The organism is Rathayibacter sp. AY1F6 (genome assembly GCF_002932035.1).
In the GTDB taxonomy this organism is placed as follows: domain Bacteria; phylum Actinomycetota; class Actinomycetes; order Actinomycetales; family Microbacteriaceae; genus Rathayibacter.
The window spans coordinates 21,628-40,772 of the sequence record NZ_PSVD01000019.1 but is presented as its reverse complement, the minus strand read 5'-3'; the positions used below and the strand labels follow the sequence as shown (position 1 = coordinate 40,772).

The following is a 19,145-nucleotide window of genomic DNA, read 5'->3' as shown; positions in this document are numbered from 1 at the left end:
CCGGAGCGTCGACAACGAAGAAGGGGAGCACCGGACGGTGCTCCCCTTCTTACGTCCTCAGAGCGCCTCTCAGGCGTTTTCTCTGGATGGGCGCTGCGTGTACAGCGGCGGTTGTAGATCGGACGGGAAAGTGCCTTCTACCGGTGCCGTGTAAGGCAGCGGTTCACCGAGCCGGTTCTCGTCCGTCGAATCAGCGAATGGGCCGTCCGCAGAGAGCAGGACGCTCATGTGTGGGTCGCAGTGGTTGATCCACCACGCACTCATGCCGGCTTTCGGGTCGGCGCGTGCGGCCTCCCACGCCCGCCACAGTGCCTCGATGCGCTGCTGCGCTTCCTTGGACTCCCACCAGGCCGCTTTCCACCGCAGACCGGCACCGGAGCCCTGCGCCATGACTCGGCGCCGGTAGGTGCCGATGAGCTGCTTGCGCACGAACTCATCCGCCGACCCGAAATGCGTCGTGGGCTCTTCGCTCTCCGGGGCACTCGTCGCCTCGTCGGCCGCTGACGTGGGCGCGGCCTCGTCGTCCACACCCCCGTAGAAGTCATCGCTCATGAGTCCGTCACCGGCGTGAAGCCGTGTCCCTGCTCCGGGGCCGGCGGCGGTGTCGGCGCTGCGCCCGGTCGGTGGTTCGCGATGGAGGCGTTGATCGCGGCCACGAGCGGCTTGGGGCCGTCGAACCACGGCACCGTGCGCAGGATCGCGGCACGCGAGCCCGAGGACATCAGGATCGCCCGCCCGATCTTGCGCCCCTTCTTGGGAGTGGGGAGGTTCGCGAGCTCCGCGACGTCGAGAATCAGTTCGCGCTTCAACGCGCTGGTGGTCGAGCGCACGCCTTTGTTCATGCTCGCGGAGGTCGTCTCGCGGTCGTAGGTGCCGATCAGCTCCGACACCATCCGCAGGAAGCCCGTCTCCGAGATTCCGCCGGCGTAGATCTTCGCGTTCGCGGCCGACCAGAGCTTGTCCATGCCCTCCTTCCCGAACACGCTCACGCCCTGCGACCAGGACTGGAACACCGACATGATCGGGATCCCCCGGGAGCCGTAGTGGCTGTAGAGGTCGGGGAGGTCTCGCCAGCGGCAGACGTTCGCGGCCTCATCGAGAACGCCGAGCATCGGGGTCTGCATCCGGCCGCCGGGCGACACCGCTGCCAGCTCCTCCGCGGCCTCGACCGTCGCGGCCGTGAGCGCGAGGACGAGGGGGCCGGCGCTACCGGCACCCTCCTTGGACAGGCTGTAGAGCGTGCCGGTGGAGCGCACGAACGCAGCCGGATTGAACTCCGGCCGCGTGTCGTTCTCGCCCGTGCGGTTCACCCACTGGCGGGTGCCGGAGTCCTTCAAGCACGACGCCATGCGCCGGGCGGTGGAGTACACCGATCCGCGCTCCCGGTGCTCCAACCGCGTCGCGCCCTGCAAGCTCTTGGCCATCAGCGGGAAATCGCTCGAGGCCAGGATGTCTCCGGCCGTCTCATCGCCAGGTTTCGTCGTCCACTCGTAGACGTCCGTGATCGGGCGGCCGTCGAGGGCCGCGGCGAGCAGGAAGCCTGCCAGCAGCTCGCGACCGGAGGGCTCGAAGTGCGCATCCGCGCGCGCGCCGACCTCGCTGGATCCGGATGCGAAGTGCTGCGCGAGCTTCGCCGCCTTGGTGTCGTCTGTGACGTAGGAGAGGGGGTTCCACCACCACGACGGCGGCTCGACCGCGACGCGCTGCGGGTCGAACACCCACACGTCGCCGCTAGCTGCGCGCAGGTCGCGGGTGGCGTCGAGCACATCGCGCTTGTTCGAGGTCGTGACCACGGACCCGGGAGCGTTGACGATCGCGGGGATGACGAACGACGTCGACTTGCCGACGCGGGGGCCGGCGAGCAGCAGCACCATGTCCTCGAACGAGGCGTGGATAGGTCGACCGTCGCTGAGCAGGTCACCCAGAGGGACGCCGAACGAGTCGGTCACGCCCAGTCGGGCCGACTTCTCCTTCGCCTCTTTGCCGCGCATGTGGCTCATCTCCGCGGAGGTCGCGGTGTGGCGGGCGGTCCAGTCGATCGGGGTCCGGTTCTTCTTCCCGCCGTTCTTCGCGATCAGGAACAGGGTGCCGAAGAACACGACCACGGCGCCGATCCCGGCGACGATGAGCGTCGCGGTGCCCGGCCAGACGAGTCGGCCGCGGAACACGTCGAGGACGACGGAGAAGAAGTTCGACGGGTCGGTGTCCATGTCGGGATTCACGCCGTCGACTTGGGACCCGACGCGGACCGCGATGTAGATGGTCAGAGCGATGATCAGGACGCCGCCGGCCGCGAACGCGACCCCGAAGCCGTTACTGGCCTTCCCGGGCTCTTTCCGGCGGTTGTTCGTGAGGCTCATGGTGCGGCTCCTTCGGTCGGTGCTGGGCTGGTGAGAGTGGTCTGGGAGGGGATCGCGTGCTGCACCGTCGCGGTGAACGCGAGGGTGGCGGCCGTGGCCACGAGGACCGCGACCGCCAGCAGCCCGGCGACCGCGCCGATCTGGCCGAGCGGACCCCGAAGCAGCGCGCCTCCGGTGCGGGCGGCGATCATGACGTCGCCCGCTCGAGCAGCGGAGCGGATGCCGACAGGAACCGGCGCGGCTCGCATCGCTCGTAGATCGGCCCGTTGTAGTGGGCCGTCGTGTCGTCGCTGGCCGCCTGCCGGCTGGTGCCCCAGGTGAGGAGGGCCTGGCCGTTGTCGGCGTACTCGACCGGCAGGTCCGTCATGTGGTCGGTGTGCGGGAGCGTCGTCGTCATCGAGCAGCCCCAGAGGTATCCGTCGTAGACGACCGTCGACGTGCAGCTCATGCGATCACCCGGTCCCACTGGTCCCAGGCGACGAAGCCCGCCATGAGGGCGACCCCGGTCCAACAGCCTGTGAGCAGAAACCGATCGCGCTCCGCCGCCCCCTGACGGCGGGCGGCGATCACGCTGACGATCGCGGCGCCGGCCGAGCCGAGCGCGACGCAGCTCGCGCCGAGGGCGACGAGGACGCTCACGGCAGAATCTCCACCATGACCGGATCGGTCGCCAGGGGCTCGTTCGCGCGTCCGGCGCGGCTCGTGGTGTGCCAGAGCTTGTTGGTGTCGTTGACGTCCTTCTCCGCCCCGGTCAGGTGAACGCGGACGGGGATACCGGGACGGCCACCCACCTTGATCAGGAACAGGCCACGGCCGGGCGGGTCCGCTTCCTTCCCGGAGACGCCATCCCAGGCGGGCGGGTCCTGCCAGCTCGTGAGCATCTCCTGCTCCTTCGAGGACAGCGGCACCGCCGACGTGAGCAGGGGCATCTCCGCACCGGGCAGGCCGCCGCAGATGACCATGCCGGAGCGCTCCACGAATCCGCGAGCCTTCATCCGGTCCTCCTCGCTGGAAAGCGCGAGGAGGTCGGACATGGTGTGGCTGATCATCGCCAGGCCGACACCGCGGGCACGGTTCAGGCGGGTGAGCGCGTCGACGCGATCGACCATGCCCTTGCCCGCGCGCAGCGCCCGCCACAGCTCATCCAGGATCACGAAGTAGTGCCGGCGGGGCTCGATCCCCGCATCGGCCAGCGCCGCGGCGACGTTGACCGTCCCGAACCCCGCGGACCAGCACGCGAGGAGGATCGCCGCTTGGAGGTCGCCTTCGGAGTCATCGATCGAGGACACGTCATAGACGACGGGTCGGTCGCGACGCATGGGGGTGGTGGTCTGTCGGGAGAAGATCTCTCCCAGCCGGCCACCGGAGGTGAGGCCGATGAGGGAAGCTTCGAGGTTCTCGGTGATTTCCTTGTACCGCTTGAGGTCGTTGCGGTCGAGGGCGACCTGTCGAATCTCGTCCGGCGCGGCCTGGATCACGGCGAGCAGGTCCGCGAGGACGGGGATGCCCTCGTGGTGCTCGTCAAGGTATTTGAGCGCCCGGTCGATGATCGTCTCCTCCCGGTCCGTGGGCGGCTGAGAGCGGAGGATCGTCAGGAGCGCGGCGATCATCGTGTGCCGGCGGCCGTGAGCGTCCGCGAGGACCTGAGCGGCGAGGCGCTGCGCCTTCACCGCACGCAGGTGCAGCTCCGTGGAGTCGCCGCCGCGAGCGTCAAGCTCCGCGGCTTGCTCGAGCGCCTGGTCGGCGTCGTCGCGGAGGCGCTTCGCCGCGCTGGTCGCCTCGCCGGGGTCGAGGATGTTCAGGTAGCCGCGGTCACGGCCGAGGGTGATGACCTGTCCCTCCATCGCGCGGATCAGATCCACGTAGTCGGGCTTCAAGTCCCCGAGGACCAGCGGAATGGTGCCGTATCCAGCGAGCCCGGTCGCCATGCGGCGGGTCAGCGAGGACTTCCCCAGGCCCGGCTTGCCGAGGACGAACATCGACGGGTTGGAGATGAGCTGCGCCCGCTGGAACCAGCTGATCGGGTCGCACAGCACGGAGGCGCCGGTGGTGAGGTTCTTCCCCAACGGCACGCCGATCATGGGCGTGCCCGTGCCGACCGAGAACGGGTACAGCCCGCACACCTGCACGGTGGTCGCGCGGAACTCATCGGCGGGCTGGATCGAGACGGCCTGTCCGCCGCCGCGGCCGAGCCATCCTGTCGACGTCGGCCGCATCGGTCGCTTCGGCGCCGACTCTTTCTCAATGTTCTGTCTGCCGCCCTGGTGCGGGATCGCTCGCTTCTTCCGCGACCGCTTGGAGGGCTTCTCGCGGGCGAGAGGAGAGCTGGCGGCGCGAGCTGCGGCGGCCTCCTCCTCAGCTCTTTGCGCGCGGCGTGAACGGGCGCGAGCGTCCGTCGACGTCGCTGCGGCCTGCGCCGTCGTCGGGGCTCCGACCGCGCCCGTGGGCGTGGCGGAGTCGAGCGCGTCGACGTCGCCGGCTTCCTCGCTCTGGTCGACGTCGACGGCGCCGGTGGGCAGCTCGTCGCCGTCGACGGCAGCGATCGCGTCGACGGGCTCGGTGTCGCGGTGGCGGGAGAAGAACTTGGTGGTGCTGCTCACTGGGGGCCTCCGAGAAGGGTCGGAACGACGACAAAGACGGGTGAGGGCTGAGGGTTAACCCGGGACGGCACCGGACGTGTGTCCAGTGCCGTCCTGGTGGTGGCGGGGTGTGTCACAGGATTTCCCGCATTTCGTTGGGGATGCGCAGGTGCCGGGGCAGGACCAGCCCGAGCGGGAGTGCGGCGGCGAAGGCGGAGTCTTGCGAGCCGAACGCGGGCCGCATCCGCAGGCGGGCGGCCGAGGTGAGGGAGTCGATCGCGGCGCGCGCTTCGGGCTCCTGACCACGCTGCAGCGTGGTCGCGGTGACGATCAGGCCGAAGTTCATCAGCCCGGCACCGGAGGCTTCCTCCGCGGCCGTCGCCTGTGCAGAACGTGTGGATAACGTGGAGCGGGCGGTGGGCTTGGTGGACGCCGAGGAGTTGAACTGCGCCGCGTTCAGGTCCGCCTCCACCAGCGCCGCCGCTCGAGCGGGATCGATAGGCCGGTAGAGCAGCGTGACCCGCTTGCGGGCGATGTCACGGTGCGGCGCGAGCAGGCGAGCGAGGATGTTCGACTGGACCACGCCGCGCGGCGGCGCCGTCATCGTCCACGACGTCGACACCGCTCCGTCGTGACGGTAGGAGTCCCAGTGCGCTTCGGCGCCCGCGGGGCCGACGTCGGTCCAGGACAGGTCCGCCGTCTCGCCCTCTGCGCGCGCCTGATCGATCAGGAGCGCCGCGTCGGGGTCGTACGCGGTGCGGATGACCTCGCAGAGCTCCTGCGCGCTCAGGGGCCGCGCTGCGCCCGCACCCGTCGCCGCGAGAGAAGACGTCAAACCAGGGATGCGGGCGGAGAGGTCCGCGGCGACCTCCTTGGCATTGCGGCGCTTCCCGTTGATCCGCGCGGTCGCCGTGAACGTGAGCGCGATGTAGGCGTGGATCGTGGCCGATCCGACCGGGTACGTCTCCACGACCTCTCGGAGCATCGCTCGCGCGAACAGCGGCGCGTCCGGGTCCATCGACCCCTCGACCTCACCGCGCAGGCGCGTACCCGTGTCGGGGGCCGTCTCGACCGTGACCGAGGCGGCCTCGATGCCGGGCTCGTCTCCGAGGTTGGCGAGCCAGATGCCGTACTCCGCGACCTGGTTGTTGATCTGCTCCTGATCCACCAGCGCGGCGCCGTCCGGCTCCGTCGCCAGGACCACGGTGAAGTGCTTCGTCATGGGGGTGCTGATCAGCGCGAACCGGCGCCCGTGGGAGTCCTCATGCTCGGTGAGCTGCGAAGGAGCTGCCAGGCCCGGAAGCTGGAACGTCCCCCACTTCGCGCGTCCGATCGGACCGGAGCGGTAGACGTTCGCTCCCTTGCTCTTGGTACGCCACCAGTTCACGCGGACCACCATCCTTCCGAGGGCGCTCTGCCCGTGCTTGTCCTTGACCGAGACGGTCAGGAGGATGCCGCCGAAGATGGCGGCGACGATGAGTGCCGGCCCGAGGCCGGAGAACATGGACGCGATGATCGAGGCGACGATGCCCACGAACATCACGAGGGTGGCGAGCTGCCCGAGCCCGCCGAGGCCGGCGGTCTGCGGCTTTCGCCAGTTGCCGTAGGTGCGAGCCTTGATCGGATCGGTTGCCGTGCTGGACATGGGTTAGCTCCCGCTCTCGTTGCTGCCGGTCGCCTCTTCGGTGCCGGCCTTCACGGCCTGCGCGGCGTGCTTCGCGCCCTCCGCGGCCTTCGTTGCGACGGCGATACCGGCGCCGATCGGTCCGGCCGCGGCCGACGCGCCGCTCGCGGCTGCCCCGGCCCCGGCGCCGCTCGACGCGGCAGCTCCCGCACCGCTCGTCGCCGCGCTTCCGGCACCAGCACCGGCGCCGCTGCCGGCCGTCGACGCCGACCCGGACGGGTCAGCGGCCGGCGACGACGCGGGCGAGCCCGGCGTCGACGTGCTGCCGGACGGTCCGTCCGTGGACGAGGTGTTGCCCCCTCCGCCGCCGCCGTTCCCGCCGCCGCCGCCTCCGTTGTTGCTGGCGCGGATCGCGCCCGTCGCGACGTCACCTGCGGCCGAGAGCGCCGCGGCGCCCAGCAGTAGGCCTGCCGCACCGCCGCCGCCGACCGAGGAGACGGCCGGGACGAGGAAGCGCATCAGCGCGGGCAGAGCCACGAGCGCGATGAGCATCAGCGCGAGACCTGTGACGATCTGGAAGAGGCCGGTGCCGTCCGATTTGAACAGGTCGGTGCCGGTCATCCGGAACGCGATCGCGTAGACGATCGCGGCGGCAGGCTTGTAGAGGATGAAGGCGAGAGTCCAGGCCATCGCCTTCTTGAACCACTGCCGCCCGATTTCCGTGTTCGTCGCGGCGGCGGCAATCGGGAAGATCCCGGCGAGGACGACGAGCATCGCGCCGCGGAACACCATCAGGGCGATCTGCACGTAGGTCATGAACACCGCCAGCATGCCCAGCAGGAACAGGCCGATCAGGCCGATGGAGTTCTGCGACGCCATCGTCATCCCGATCATCGCTCCGACCGTCGTGCCGAAGCAGTTCGACTCCCCGTTGGTCACGCTGCAGTCGGTCGAGTTATCGAGGATCCAGACGGAGAACGCATCTCCCGCGGACGTCGCGAGGCGGATCACGACGAGGCCGGCACCGGCCACGGCGATCAGCGTCAGGACCGATCCCGCGAGCTCGCGCAACGGCATCGCGCGCTGCGTCCAGACCATGCGGCCGGCGGCGACGAGGATCGAGAGGATCGCGATACCGCCGGTGTACCACTGCAACTGACCTTGCACCCAGCCGACGACGCTCGAGGACTCGTTGAGGTGCATCGCCAGAGGCAGGAACCCGGTCACGAGCGCTGATGCCGAGGACAGCAGCAGCACGGCCATGATGATCACGCCGATACGGCCCATGTGAGCCTCGCCGTCGCCGTGCCGGCGCCGGGAGGCCATCATCACTCCGGCAATGATGAGGGACATGACGGCCAGGCCCGCGGACACCCACGTCACGTAGCCGAGAATCGTCTCGAACGCCTCCGGCTGCGGCGGAGTCCCGCCACCGTTCACTCCGCCGCCCTGGTCCACGACCGTGACCGGCGAAGGTACGCGCACCCAGAGGGTGCCGAGGGAGGCGAGGGCCTTCCCGTAGCCCTCCATGATGTTGTTGACGAACTGCTGCAACGCATCGTTCGCGGCGACCGACACGATGTCGCCGATGCCCTCGTTGAGCTTGCAGGGGAAGTCGAGGAGGCCGCATTCCGATTCGGGCGGAGCGGTGGTGGTGGCGAGGATGCTCATGCAACACCTGCCCATGGCACGTAGCCGCCGAGGCTCTGGAGCCGCACCGGGTTGTAGGCCGACTGGCCCTCATCGGTGAGCTGCATCTTCCAGTCGCCGTCCGACCAGGCAACGTCCGTCGCGATACTCGCGAGGGTCCCGTCGTTGAGCCGGAAGGCAATGTCGATCGTCGCGCTGTCTCCGTTGTAGGACAGCGTCTTAAAGCCCGCGATCTGAGCGCTCAGGCCCGTGTTCGATTGCGCCACGTCCCTCGCCAGTGCTGCATCCCGTCCGGGGCCGGGAACGGTCAGCTTCTCGATGACGGGATCGGACAAGCGTGCGTTGGAGCCCATCGCCCACAGGTTCGCGACTGCGAAGAGTGCTCCGTCGACGGTGTGGGCGTAGCAGCGTCGCACGCCGTCGTCATCAGTAGCTCCCGGTCCAGCCGTGTCCGAGTTCGGAGCGGCCATCGTGCCGACGATGGTCCATTCCGTCGTCGGTGCGGCGGTGAGAGTCCCGGTCTCGTCGTATCCGGGGAGTCCGCACACGCTCGCGGCGTCTGCTGAGAGCGTCGAGCTGGGGGTGGAGGCGCCGGGGGTGGAGGCGGTGGTGCCGCCACCCCCGGCGTCCAGGGACGTCACGCCGAGCACGATGCCGGCGACGGCGAGTGCTCCGACGATGGCGGCTCCGACGATGAAGCCCTTCGTGGTGAATGGGTTACGCGGTTCGGAGTCGTTCATGACGTCCCTTGCCTTTCTGTTGGTGGTGTCGGTTTCCCGGGGACGCTACGCGCCCATCAGGAAGCCGACGATCGTGAACGCGGCGGAGATGACGATCACACCCACGAGGAGTCGGCCGAGCCAGCCGCCGATCTCTCCGCCTTCGCCGCGGCGGGCGGAGACGGTCATGGTGACGCCGAGGATGATCAGGCCGACGACGGCGACGCCGAGGCCGACCCACTTGGCCCAGCCCATGACGGTGGTGAAGGCCTCGAACCCGGGGGGCATGCCGCCGGGACCCGGGTCCGGGACAACCGCGCCGAGCGCGCCCGCGGTGGTGAGGATGTCGGTCGTAGCTGCGAGCAGTGCAGACATGGTGTGCTCCGTTTTCTGTGTTGGGTGGTGCGGGGTGATCGCCGCCGCGGTCGCGACGTCGAAAGAGTCCGGTTATTCGGTGGTGAGGGGGCCGTCGGCGTAGGCGACGTCGAAGTGCAGGTGGTTCGGGGTGTCACCGAATTGGGTGATGTGCTGATACGTGGTCGATCGGCACTGAATCTGGCCGGCGCGAGAGCCCTGGGGCACCTGGGGGTCGAGGACGTCAAGGAGCTGGAGGGCGTTGGGGTCGCAGCCGGTCGTGGCGGTGCCGGCGAAGCTGTAGAAGTCCACGGCGTTGCCGCCGCCGTTCATCCAGTGCGAGGAACCCGTGCCGGCGCCGAGCAGGCTCCCGGTGCACTGGCGGTTGAGGTCGGAGACGCCGACCTTCCCAAACGTGTTCAGCGCGATCGTGATGATCTGGAGAATGCGGACGTCGATCGCGCAGTTCTCCTTCGGAGTCCCTGCCGCCATGTCGCGGATCTGCTGTGCGTACCGGTCCTCGAGAAGGGTCAGGTTGCCGGCGTCCATCGCCGCGACGAGGTTCGCTGCGAGAGCCTGCGCATCGCCGGACACGGCGACGCATCCACCGACCGGCGCAGGTGAGGCGGGCGCAGTGCCGATCGGCGTCGACGGGACACTCACCGGCGCCGCCGACGTGGTGGGAGCGGTCGTGCTGCTGCCGAGGCTGTTGAGGTAGGTCATGATCGCCACGGCGTCGGCGCGGTACTTCGTGTAGTGGTTCGGGTCGGCGTTGCGCTGGACCTTGTTGATCGCGATGGAGGGCTCCATCGCCTGCCAGCCCTCGACGGCCACGAGGCGGTCGTAGAAGAAGCCGGCCGAGGTGGTCGGGTCCATGCGCTGCTCGACGGTCCCCCAGCTCGACTGCTGCTGGAACAGGCCGATCGAGTCAGCGACCGACCCGTCCGGGTTGATCGCTCCGTCGCCGTAGTTGATGTTCACCAGGGAGGACTCCCCGATCGCCGTCTGCACGCCGAGCGTCTGCCCATCGGCGCCGAGGCCCTTCGCGGCTCCCGCGTTGACGATGAGTGCGGCGTTCACGAGCTGGTCGTGACCGTAGGCGCCGACCTTCGCGTCCGCGGGGATCGCGGACACGTTCACCGGTCCGCCGCCAGGCAGGCATGCTGCGGCCGCGTCCTCAGCGGCGCCGAAGAACAGCAGCCACAGCAGCAGCGCGATCGCGAGAAGCGGTGCCAGGACCGCCGCGAGAACGCCCATTCCCCCCTTCGCCACCGGGCTACTCCGATGCCAGGGGGGTGATCTGCTCGACAGCCCAAGGACCTGTCTCGACGGTGCGGTGGACGTACACCGAGTACTCCCCCGCATCCGTGGGAACCAGGATCCGCATCGTGAAGGCGCCGTCCCCATCCCGGACCGACGCTGCGCCGGTGAGGGTCGTGCAGGGCACGTTCGCAGGGTCGACGGTCTCGTACGCCACCGCGGCCTGCTGGCTCAGGAACGGGTACAGCTCAGCGATCCAGGTGTCGTAGTCCAGGGCGGGTCGGCAGAAGGCGGTAGTCGCTGCCACCGCGATCGCCACAGTGTCGCCCTCGACAGTCGGCTCCGGCTGCGGCTCCACGTCGGAGAGTTCAGCGGCGGCCGGCGGTGTGCTCTCGGCCGGCGCCGTCTCGGGTGAGGTCGATGCCTCAGCGGAGCGCGTCTCCGGAGCTGCCGACTCGGTGGAGGGTGACGCGGCATCGGTGCTCGAGCTGGTGCAGCCGGTGGTGATGAGCGCGAACGCTACGACCAGCGCTGCCTTACTCGGCGTCCTCATGTGTGTCCCCTACGGCTCGTGCCGCAACCGGTCGTCCCGGTTGCGCGCTAGGACCACTATAAGGTTTTTTTGGTTTCCTGTAACGTGAACTTAGGTAGCTTTATGAGTGTGCTTGGTTCAAGCCGACCGGGCTCCCGTGCGTGAAGGGGAAACGGCCAGTGCGCCACAATGGAACTCATGTCGTCTCCGATCCCTCCGCCGTCCAGGGAGGTGATGCACATGCGTGCCACGACCAGTGAAATCGGCAATCGCGTGCTGCACTTCCTGTCGCAGGAGACGGCGCGCCTTCACGGGGCCACGGTGTCGGAGATTCTCGAGGCGGTTCCCGAGGCCCGTAACAAGGTGACCCTCTTCGGTCACCTCAACCTCCTGGAGGAGGCTGGCGCGATCGTTGGAAGGCCCGCGCCGGGTGTTCGACACCGCAAGACCGTGACGTACAAGGTCGACTGGGACGCGATCGACCGCCTGCACGCGGTCAGTCGGGCATATCAGAAGGGCCAGATCGACCTCGCGGAGCCGCCGCGGGCTATCTGACGCACGCGGCGTTCCCTGTTCCTGCTGGGATGCGCTCAAGAAGCGCCACGCATCTGTGGGCCAGAAGTTTGCTTTCGTCCGCGACCGCCCGTAGCCCTGTCGCGAACTGGAGCTCGAAGGCATCCCCCGCGAGCCATCCTTCGACGCCGAACTGATCCCCGTCAGGAGAGGTCACCGCGACGTCCTCGAACCGTTCCGCGGCGCGAAGCCCGTAGCCGGCGGCGATGACGTCTCGGCCGAACCAGTACGTCTCCAAGGCCACCGCCCGCAGGATCGCGTCATCGGCGGCTTGCTCGATTTCCACTACCGGGTAGTGCCGCACCAGCCCTGTTCGCGCGTCCAGCTCCTCATCGGCCATGGACGGCTCGCGAGTCGCCACGCACCGCTGGCACGCGCAGTCGACGGGGTGGCTGTTGCCCAGGTGGAAGAAGTGGACAACGGCCGACCACCGTCGATCAGCGGTGCGGCCATCGTCGGTGAGTGCACGGTCCGCTCGCGATACGCCAGGAAGGGCTTCCATGGCGTTAACACTATGTCAGTGCTAGCGGTTTCGTTACTGGTGCTCGGAAATCCACCGAGCGATGGTCGAGTCGAAGACCTCCGGGTCGACGTTGTACTCCGTGTTGTGGGCGGTCGCTGCGGTCTCGACCACTTCCACGGCCGGCGCATTCAGCTTCGCGAACCGCTGGGAGACATCCATCGGCAAGGTCGTGTCGCCGGCCGAGTGGAACAGGAGGATCGGGCAGCCCAGCGCGGCGGCTCGCGGCTCGCGCACCCAGTCCAGCGCGTCGAAGTCCACCGGCTCCGGAAGACCGACGAGACGGCTCGCGAGCTTGCTGCGCAGGCCCACGAGGCCGAGGATCGCGACCTGACGAGGCAATCCCATCTCGACGGCGCCTTGCTCGATCGCCGTCTTCCAGTTCAGCGCCGGCCCGACGAGCACGAGGCCGGAGAGCAGATCCCGGCGGCTCGTGCGCTCCGCTGCGAGCAGCGCCACACCGCCACCGAGGGACCAGCCGATGAGGACGATCTTCCGCGCGCCGTGGGCGGCTGCGTAGTCGATCGCCGCGGCGACGTCGGCCCACTCGCGCTGACCGAGCATGGACGCGCTGTGAGGCACCGCGGGGCCGTCGCCGTCGCCGCGGAAGGAGACGACGAGGGACGTGTAGCCGAGCGCGGTCATCGCCGGCACGCTGCGCAGCGCGTGGATCCGCTTGGTGCGGATGCCGTGCACGTGGATCGCCCACGTGCCCTCCGGGTTCTCGTCCGGCCCGAACTGCCAGGCGGGGCAGTCACCTAGAGGCCCGGGGACCAGGACCTCCACGAAGTCAGGGTCGACCGCCTCCGGTCCGGCGAAGACGTCGCCCTCGCAGATGACGGCCTTCTCTCCGGCGAAGCTTGCGCCCCAGGTCGATTCGATGCGCCGGGTGGTCGCACCGGTCACCGGGTCGGTGTGGATCGGGCGGCTGAGTGTCGCGTGACCCGTGCGGTCGGTGCGGAAGATTCCGAGGATGCCGGGGGCGATGGTCTTGCCGTCAACGGCCAGCGTCATCGTCTTCCCGTCCTGGCGCAGGATCGGGATCTGAGGCGGATCGACGGGAAGCACGACCTGGCGAGCGGCGAAGATCGAGCCGATAGCGCCGGCCACGGCGACGCCTCCTGCTGCTGCTGCTCCAACGATCAACTTGTTCATTCGTTCCATCCCATACCTGCTGCTAGCAATTCACCGTCGATCAGTCGCTCTGCGCGACGAACGACACCGTTCTCGTTGTTGCTCAATTTCATTGCGCCGACCATCACCGCGTCGGTGACGCGCACCTGTAGCGTCATCAGTCGCACGAGCTTCTTCTCGCTCGCGGTTCCTTCTCTCACATATGAGACGGGCGGGGCGGCGATTTCTCGCTCTGCCAGCATCGTGACGAGCTTTCGGGAGCTCAGGTCGACGGCGACGTCCCTAATCGTACGCCGAGCGGGGAAGCTGCACAGGCCGGCGGTGAAGAGCAGGATCCCACCGAAGAATCCCGGGGTGAAGGCGAGATAGAGGACATTCGTCGTCGCGGCAGAGTCGGGCACGTATCGCGCTACCAGCATTCCGGCCAGTTCGCCCGCGGCTCCGGCGATGATGAGCGCGCCGCCGACAGTGAACGGCCAGTACGCGCGACGGGGGAACCTCGCGACTTTCACGATCAGTCGCACGAACAGCACCATCAGCCCGAGGAAGTAGATCCCGCTGCACAGAATCATCGGGAGCTGATCGACTTCTTCATGCGAGAACTTGGGCGAGGTGGCCGGGCGGTCGATCGCGATGAACGCGGCCACGTACGCCGCGATCCACGCCACGAGCAGGACGACCGACCAGAGGCGCACTCGGCCGACGTCGATCACGGCCTCCACGAGAAGCCACATCGCCGTGCCGGCGGCGACGAGCATCACGCAGTAGTAGACGTTCGTTCCTCCGAACAGGCTGTCTGCCTCATCGAGCGTCAGCCACGGGAAGCCGCCCAGTGCGAGCAGCCCCACCGACCCGAAGCCTGCTGCCACCCATGGGCGCGTCGGCGGACGTCGGCGGGCGAGGATGGCGATGAACCAGCCCAAGAAGTAGGCGGTGACGGCGAGGAAGGAGGCGGTGAAGAAGAAGCTCTCGATCGGACTCACTTAGCCGAACTTCCTCTCACCCGACCGGTATCGCGGGTACATGACGAGCGACACCATGAGACGCGCGAATTCTTCAGCTTCGCCTTCGCGGATCCGATGCGTCCGAGAGGAATCGTCGCCATCGAAAACAAACTGCTTAGCGTGACGTACCGCGTTCGTTGCGCTCGTCAGCCCCATGCTGTCGAGGCTAAGACCGTGAGGGAGCTCGACTTCACTCGGAGGATGCCCCAACAGGATGTGAGCCAGTTCGTGGAACACATTGAACAGCCGATAGTAGGCTTTCTTGTCGCTGCGGATGAGGATCATGTACTTGGTAGGAAGCAGCGCGGCGATTGTCTCGGTAAGAGTCAGGGCGAGATAGTTCTCCCACGACTCGTCTCCGCCCTGATACACCTCAATATCAGCACCAAGCACTTCTTGAGCGCGACGGATGATGGCTTCTTCGGTCGACAGTTCACCGGGGTAATTCTCAGTGAAAATTTCCTTGAAGGCGCGTTCGGCGGTCTGGCGAATCTGCTCAGTTACGAGCCACGGATCGTCCACAGTTCCCCCTCCCAGATACAGCCACTATTCGCGTAGCTCGCGGATCGACGCGGCGATGCCGCGGATGGCAGCAGGGGAAAGGTTTCCCCCGAGGGACCGGGCCGCCAGCGGCTCGACACCCTTGGATGCGAGCGCTCGGCGCAGCTCGAGGTCAGCTTCGATCATTGCGGTGTCCTCCGAGGTCGTCAGCTCCGTCAAGAACGCCTCAGGGACCTGGAAGTGAGTGGTGAGGCGAGTGAGCTCGCTCCGAGTCACGCCGAACCGCGCGGTGGCGCCGAGCATCTCGGACAGCCGTGCCGCCGGGATCCCCGCGACGTCATCACTCGCACTCGTGCCGGCCGGGAGGAGGACGCTCAGGCGTCGGGCGAACTCGACACCGTTCGTGAGCACGACCACCTCGTCAACGTCCGCGGTGGGCTCGCCGAACTCCTCCGCCATCGTGAAGATGGTGGCGACCTTGACTCCCAAAACCTGCGCGAAGCGCTCCAGATCGTTCGTGTCGAACATCGCGTCGCCGCGCATCCGCGCGTAGAAGTAGGTCAGCGTCATTCCCGTGCGCGTCGCGAAGTCGACGTTCGAAAGACCGGCTCTGGCCATCAAGGTCTTGATCGCTGCGTGAACGCGCATCGAATACTCGGACGCGCCGTTACCTGTTCTCGCAGCCATGCTGACCACGGTAGCCGCTCGTAGAGAGCACTGTTAGTTTCAGCAGGCCCCGACCAGTTCCGGGCACGAGAACCGGGGGTGTGGGTGAATCAGTCGCTGTCCCCCGTGGTCAACCTCGTTCGTCAGCGAGGAGGGTCCGCGCAGCTCGTCGTCCTCAGGGGCGGTGACGTCCTTCTCGACCACTCCCAGGGGTACGGACCCGATGGACTCTTCTGGTCCTGGTCAGTCAGCAAGCCCTACCTGAGCATCCTCGTGCACCAGTTGGCCGCAGACGGGCTCCTCGACATCGACGCCGCAGTCTCTTACTACTGGCCGGAGTTCGCTCGTCACGGGAAAGGATCGATCACTCTCCGCCAGGTCCTCCACCATCGTGCGGGGTTCTCGACCTCGCGCGGACTGATCGGGGACGCCCTGGCGATGACCGACTGGCGCAGCTCGATCCGCAACCTCGAGAGCGCTCGCCTCAGGACGGTGCCGGGCACCGTTCCCTCCTACCAGGTGTTCACCTACGGCTTCATCCTGGGCGAGGTGATTCAACGAGTGACCAGGCGTCCTCTCCGCGACGTCATGAACGACGTGCTGCTCACTCCGCTCGGCGCCACCAACACCATGCTGGGCGTCGCTGAACACGACCTCTCCCGATGCGTCTCCATCCGCAGCTCCGTACCTCTCGCCATGGGGGCCTTGAACAGCCGTGCCGTCCGCATGGCCGTGATCCCGAGCGCCGGAATCTCAACGACCGCTCGCGACGTCGCCAGGTTCTACGAAATGCTGCTCAACGATGGCCGGGGCCGCGATGACACGCAGGTTGTCTCACCGGAGATCCTGTCCCAGGCGACGATCGCCAGCTCCACCGAGGCCGACGTCGACGGCTTCGCCCACACGCCGATCCTCTGGGCGCATGGATTCCAGCTCGGCGGTCGCACCCCCAACCTCTACCCGCCGCTCGGATCGATAGCCGGCCCGCGAACGTTCGGACACAACGGGTCCAACGTCTGCGTCGCCTGGGCCGACCCGGACACGCAGCTCGTCGTGGCCTACCTCACCAACACGGTCGCTTCGGACGGCGCCCGCCACATGACGGCCGTCTCCAACGCAATCGCCAGCATCGCTCGCCCCGCGGCCGGCTGACAGGTGTTAACGGCTACGGTGAAGTATCGATTACGTTAGTCAGAGGTCGAGAGTGCCGCAGACCAGCGGGCAGCCTCACCCACGTTGGATGCAGGCAGAGGGGACAGCGACCACGACCATGACACTCGACACGCCGCACCACTCCCCGAATACTGCTAGCACTCACACCATGATGAGCCGCATGGGAAGAAGACGACGGAACGATGGAGCGGCGGCGGTGCAACTCAACGCCCGCGTGCTGCCCACCAACCGTGATGCCGTCTCCGAGGCTGCCGCCGCCAGCGGCGTGACCGTCTCGCTCTACGTCGACATGCTCTACAGCGAGCTGCTCGCGAAGTACGGCGCGCTCCCGCGGGTCACCGCGTCCCGATCGGAGCCGCCGATCACCACCACTTAACGCATTAGGCCCGCCGCTCACGCGACGGGCCTAGAAGCTCTCGCTTCACACCAAAGGCTTACCAGGGCGACAGGTGTGAAGCAGTTGATCAGGACCGGTTTCTCAGGCCGGGCCTCATCCATCCCCCCCGAGGGAGGAGAAGTGACCTCATCGTAAGCCACATTGCTGTGTCTGCGCACGCCCAAAATGCCGAAGTTGACTCCTTCTCGGCGCCCTGGGCACTGACGCGCCGACTGAGCCCCCGTGCCGCGGTGCGCACGATGCGCCCGGATGCCTACGGGCGCCTGGACGAGAACGCCTATCCGGCCGCGTTCCCCGTCTCCCCCGTCGCGCCGGCCGCCCCGTGGGCGATCTACCTCACCGACGACGCCGGAGCGTTCCGGCTGCTGTGCTTCGACTTCGACGGCAAGGACTCCCGCGGCGTCGACGCCGACCTCATGGAGCAGGCCGCAGACGACTGCGACGCCCTCTCCGCCGTCCTCGACGCGCACCAGGTCGCTCACGTCGTCTGCCAGTCCTCCGGCACCGGAGGCCGCCACCTGTGGGTCGCTCTCGCGGAAGCCGCCCCAGCCGAGCAGGTGGCCCGATTGGCGATCGCCGCTCGAGCGAACTTCCGCACCCTCGACCACGGGATGCTCCGCAACCCGCGCACCGGCGCCGCCCGCCCGCCGCTCTCCCCGCACCGCGACGGTAGCTTCTCGAGCGTCCTCCGCGGCCGCGTAGAGGAGCTGCTGGACATGACCGTCACCGCGGCCGCGATCGAGGCCGTGACGGACGCCCTGGAAGAGTCCCGGCCGCCGCTGCGCGTCGACGCCACTCCCCCAGTACCCACCGCCACCGCGCACCACACGCACCGGACGCTGAGCGCTGCCGGCGCCGCTCACATGGCCACGGCCGGAGGCGGCGCGAATCCGTCGTGGACCGCGTTCATGTGCCTGCTCTCCGCCGCACACGCGGGATGGTCCCTGACCGACGTGGAGCACGCCGCGCGGACCGCGCCCGGGATGGAGCACTACCGCACGAAGAACACCGGCCGCGGCCATCGCCGGCCCCGCGCCCGCGATGAGGCCGCCGAGCGACTGGCGCGGCAGTGGGAGAAGGCCCGCCAGTACGCGGCGCTGCACGCCGTTCTCCCGCCCGAGCGCGAAATGAGCGACCTGGCGGAGCTGGGCAGCATCGTCGGCGCCGTCAGCGGCCTCCTCGACCGGTTCCGGGTGAGTCCGGGCCGGTGGGGTCGGAGCGAGCGGGCGACGTCGGAGAAGACGATCCTTACCGCCCTGGCCTACCTCACCCTGCACACCGGCAAGCGCACCGTCGCCGCGTCCATCCGCGACCTGGCCCTCCTGGCGGGCCTGGGCCGCACCACGGCCGCCAGCGCCCTGCGGAGCCTGCGCGAGGACGGTTACGTGCAGCTCGTCGTCCGCGCGGACGGCTCGAACGCCAGCGAATGGCGACTGTCCGAGCACTTTTCCACAGGCTCACTGCAAGGTCCGGTCACAGCCACTAATAACCCCCGCCCCCCCGGGCCGCTCTTCGCCGAACGAACCATGCTGCTCACCACGCTCGAGGCTGACCTCACGGACACTCGGCACGACCTCTTCACCCGCGCCGGCCTCGGACACCTGGCAGGCAAGGCGTACGCGCTGCTGCGCCGAGAAGGAACCCTCGCCGTCGACGCCGCCGCCACACTGCTGGGAGTGACCACCCGCACCGCCGCCACCGCCCTCTCCCGCCTGCGCACACACCGCCTGATCGTCCAGCACACCCACGGCTGGACCCAGGCCAAGCGTGACCGCCGAACCGCCGCCGCTCGCGCGATCGGGGTCGACGGAGTCTTGACGGATCGAGCGCACCGCTACGACGTCGAGCGCGAGGTCTGGGCCTGGTGGCAAGCCGAGCTCGCGCACCGGTCCTCCTCCCCCAGGCAACGCCCGCGACGCCGACACGTGTCGAGCCGACCCCTGTTCGAGGACAGCACCGCTGGCGAGCGCGTCTGGCCGCTCTACCCCCGCGACGCTGCCGGCCGCGGCGATCACCGCGAGGCGCTGCACTGGGGACGCACCGGCATGCTCGCCCCCGGCTCGCTCTGGTGGTCCTCGACCGCCGCATGACGTCGACCG

21 protein-coding genes are annotated in these 19,145 nt (G+C 68.3%); 4 read left to right on the top strand and 17 right to left on the bottom strand.

Annotated elements, in window-relative coordinates:
• Positions 1 to 69: 69 nt before the first annotated feature.
• From C5C44_RS13580 to C5C44_RS13525, 12 genes are all read right to left on the bottom strand, one after another.
• A complete protein-coding gene (locus C5C44_RS13580) occupies positions 70 to 552 on the bottom strand; it encodes a DUF4913 domain-containing protein (protein WP_104224234.1) in 483 nt (160 codons plus the stop codon).
• Positions 549 to 2,360, bottom strand: coding sequence for a type IV secretory system conjugative DNA transfer family protein (locus tag C5C44_RS13575; RefSeq protein ID WP_104224233.1), 1,812 nt, complete (start codon positions 2,358 to 2,360; stop codon positions 549 to 551). The genes C5C44_RS13580 and C5C44_RS13575 overlap by 4 nt, the downstream gene beginning before the upstream one ends.
• Positions 2,357 to 2,551: a hypothetical protein gene (locus C5C44_RS13570; RefSeq protein ID WP_104224232.1), complete on the bottom strand. Its 195-nt coding sequence runs from the start codon at positions 2,549 to 2,551 to the stop codon at positions 2,357 to 2,359. The genes C5C44_RS13575 and C5C44_RS13570 overlap by 4 nt, the downstream gene beginning before the upstream one ends.
• Positions 2,548 to 2,808 carry a hypothetical protein gene (locus C5C44_RS13565; protein WP_104224231.1) on the bottom strand — a complete coding sequence of 87 codons (261 nt, stop codon included), beginning with the start codon at positions 2,806 to 2,808 and terminating at the stop codon, positions 2,548 to 2,550. The genes C5C44_RS13570 and C5C44_RS13565 overlap by 4 nt, the downstream gene beginning before the upstream one ends.
• Entirely contained in the window at positions 2,805 to 2,999 is a 195-nt protein-coding gene (locus C5C44_RS13560) for a hypothetical protein (protein ID WP_104224230.1), read from the bottom strand. Before C5C44_RS13560 ends, C5C44_RS13565 begins: the two co-directional genes overlap by 4 nt.
• A complete protein-coding gene (locus tag C5C44_RS13555) occupies positions 2,996 to 4,441 on the bottom strand; it encodes an ATP/GTP-binding protein (RefSeq protein WP_104224273.1) in 1,446 nt (481 codons plus the stop codon). Before C5C44_RS13555 ends, C5C44_RS13560 begins: the two co-directional genes overlap by 4 nt.
• 631 nt (positions 4,442 to 5,072) lie before the next feature.
• Positions 5,073 to 6,584, bottom strand: coding sequence for an SCO6880 family protein (locus C5C44_RS13550; RefSeq protein WP_181074969.1), 1,512 nt, complete (start codon positions 6,582 to 6,584; stop codon positions 5,073 to 5,075).
• 3 nt (positions 6,585 to 6,587) lie between these two features.
• Positions 6,588 to 8,234: a hypothetical protein gene (locus C5C44_RS13545; protein WP_104224229.1), complete on the bottom strand. Its 1,647-nt coding sequence runs from the start codon at positions 8,232 to 8,234 to the stop codon at positions 6,588 to 6,590.
• Positions 8,231 to 8,953, bottom strand: a complete 723-nt coding sequence (locus C5C44_RS13540) for a hypothetical protein (protein ID WP_104224228.1) — start codon at positions 8,951 to 8,953, stop codon at positions 8,231 to 8,233. Before C5C44_RS13540 ends, C5C44_RS13545 begins: the two co-directional genes overlap by 4 nt.
• 45 nt (positions 8,954 to 8,998) lie before the next feature.
• Positions 8,999 to 9,307 carry a hypothetical protein gene (locus C5C44_RS13535; RefSeq protein WP_104224227.1) on the bottom strand — a complete coding sequence of 103 codons (309 nt, stop codon included), beginning with the start codon at positions 9,305 to 9,307 and terminating at the stop codon, positions 8,999 to 9,001.
• A gap of 72 nt (positions 9,308 to 9,379) precedes the next feature.
• A complete protein-coding gene (locus tag C5C44_RS13530) occupies positions 9,380 to 10,543 on the bottom strand; it encodes a hypothetical protein (protein ID WP_104224226.1) in 1,164 nt (387 codons plus the stop codon).
• A gap of 19 nt (positions 10,544 to 10,562) precedes the next feature.
• Positions 10,563 to 11,099 (bottom strand): hypothetical protein, encoded by a 537-nt coding sequence (locus C5C44_RS13525; RefSeq protein WP_104224225.1) that lies wholly within the window; start codon positions 11,097 to 11,099, stop codon positions 10,563 to 10,565.
• A gap of 219 nt (positions 11,100 to 11,318) precedes the next feature.
• Between C5C44_RS13525 and C5C44_RS13520 the strand changes: the two genes are divergently transcribed.
• Entirely contained in the window at positions 11,319 to 11,633 is a 315-nt protein-coding gene (locus C5C44_RS13520) for a hypothetical protein (protein WP_146082264.1), read from the top strand.
• On the opposite strand, the gene C5C44_RS13515 is transcribed toward C5C44_RS13520, so the two are convergent.
• From C5C44_RS13515 to C5C44_RS13495, 5 genes are read right to left on the bottom strand one after another with little or no spacing between them, the layout of a single operon-like run.
• Positions 11,626 to 12,153, bottom strand: a complete 528-nt coding sequence (locus tag C5C44_RS13515; RefSeq protein ID WP_104224223.1) for a hypothetical protein — start codon at positions 12,151 to 12,153, stop codon at positions 11,626 to 11,628. The two genes, C5C44_RS13520 and C5C44_RS13515, sit on opposite strands and share 8 nt — an antisense overlap.
• Positions 12,154 to 12,186: 33 nt before the next feature.
• Positions 12,187 to 13,326: a S9 family peptidase gene (locus tag C5C44_RS13510; protein ID WP_181072913.1), complete on the bottom strand. Its 1,140-nt coding sequence runs from the start codon at positions 13,324 to 13,326 to the stop codon at positions 12,187 to 12,189.
• Positions 13,323 to 14,288: a hypothetical protein gene (locus tag C5C44_RS13505; RefSeq protein ID WP_104224221.1), complete on the bottom strand. Its 966-nt coding sequence runs from the start codon at positions 14,286 to 14,288 to the stop codon at positions 13,323 to 13,325. Before C5C44_RS13505 ends, C5C44_RS13510 begins: the two co-directional genes overlap by 4 nt.
• Entirely contained in the window at positions 14,289 to 14,831 is a 543-nt protein-coding gene (locus C5C44_RS13500; RefSeq protein ID WP_104224220.1) for an ImmA/IrrE family metallo-endopeptidase, read from the bottom strand.
• 24 nt (positions 14,832 to 14,855) lie between these two features.
• Positions 14,856 to 15,497, bottom strand: coding sequence for a helix-turn-helix domain-containing protein (locus tag C5C44_RS13495; RefSeq protein ID WP_146078848.1), 642 nt, complete (start codon positions 15,495 to 15,497; stop codon positions 14,856 to 14,858).
• 84 nt (positions 15,498 to 15,581) lie between these two features.
• Between C5C44_RS13495 and C5C44_RS13490 the strand changes: the two genes are divergently transcribed.
• The 3 genes from C5C44_RS13490 (at position 15,582) to C5C44_RS13480 (ending at position 19,136) form a co-directional block, all read left to right on the top strand.
• Positions 15,582 to 16,628, top strand: a complete 1,047-nt coding sequence (locus tag C5C44_RS13490; RefSeq protein ID WP_181074968.1) for a serine hydrolase — start codon at positions 15,582 to 15,584, stop codon at positions 16,626 to 16,628.
• A gap of 217 nt (positions 16,629 to 16,845) precedes the next feature.
• The gene (locus C5C44_RS13485; RefSeq protein ID WP_104224217.1) at positions 16,846 to 17,025 is read left to right on the top strand and encodes a hypothetical protein; all 180 of its coding nucleotides are present in this window, start codon (positions 16,846 to 16,848) and stop codon (positions 17,023 to 17,025) included.
• Between the two features lie 260 nt (positions 17,026 to 17,285).
• Positions 17,286 to 19,136, top strand: a complete 1,851-nt coding sequence (locus tag C5C44_RS13480) for a hypothetical protein (RefSeq protein WP_374953267.1) — start codon at positions 17,286 to 17,288, stop codon at positions 19,134 to 19,136.
• The last annotated feature ends 9 nt before the right edge of the window (positions 19,137 to 19,145 follow it).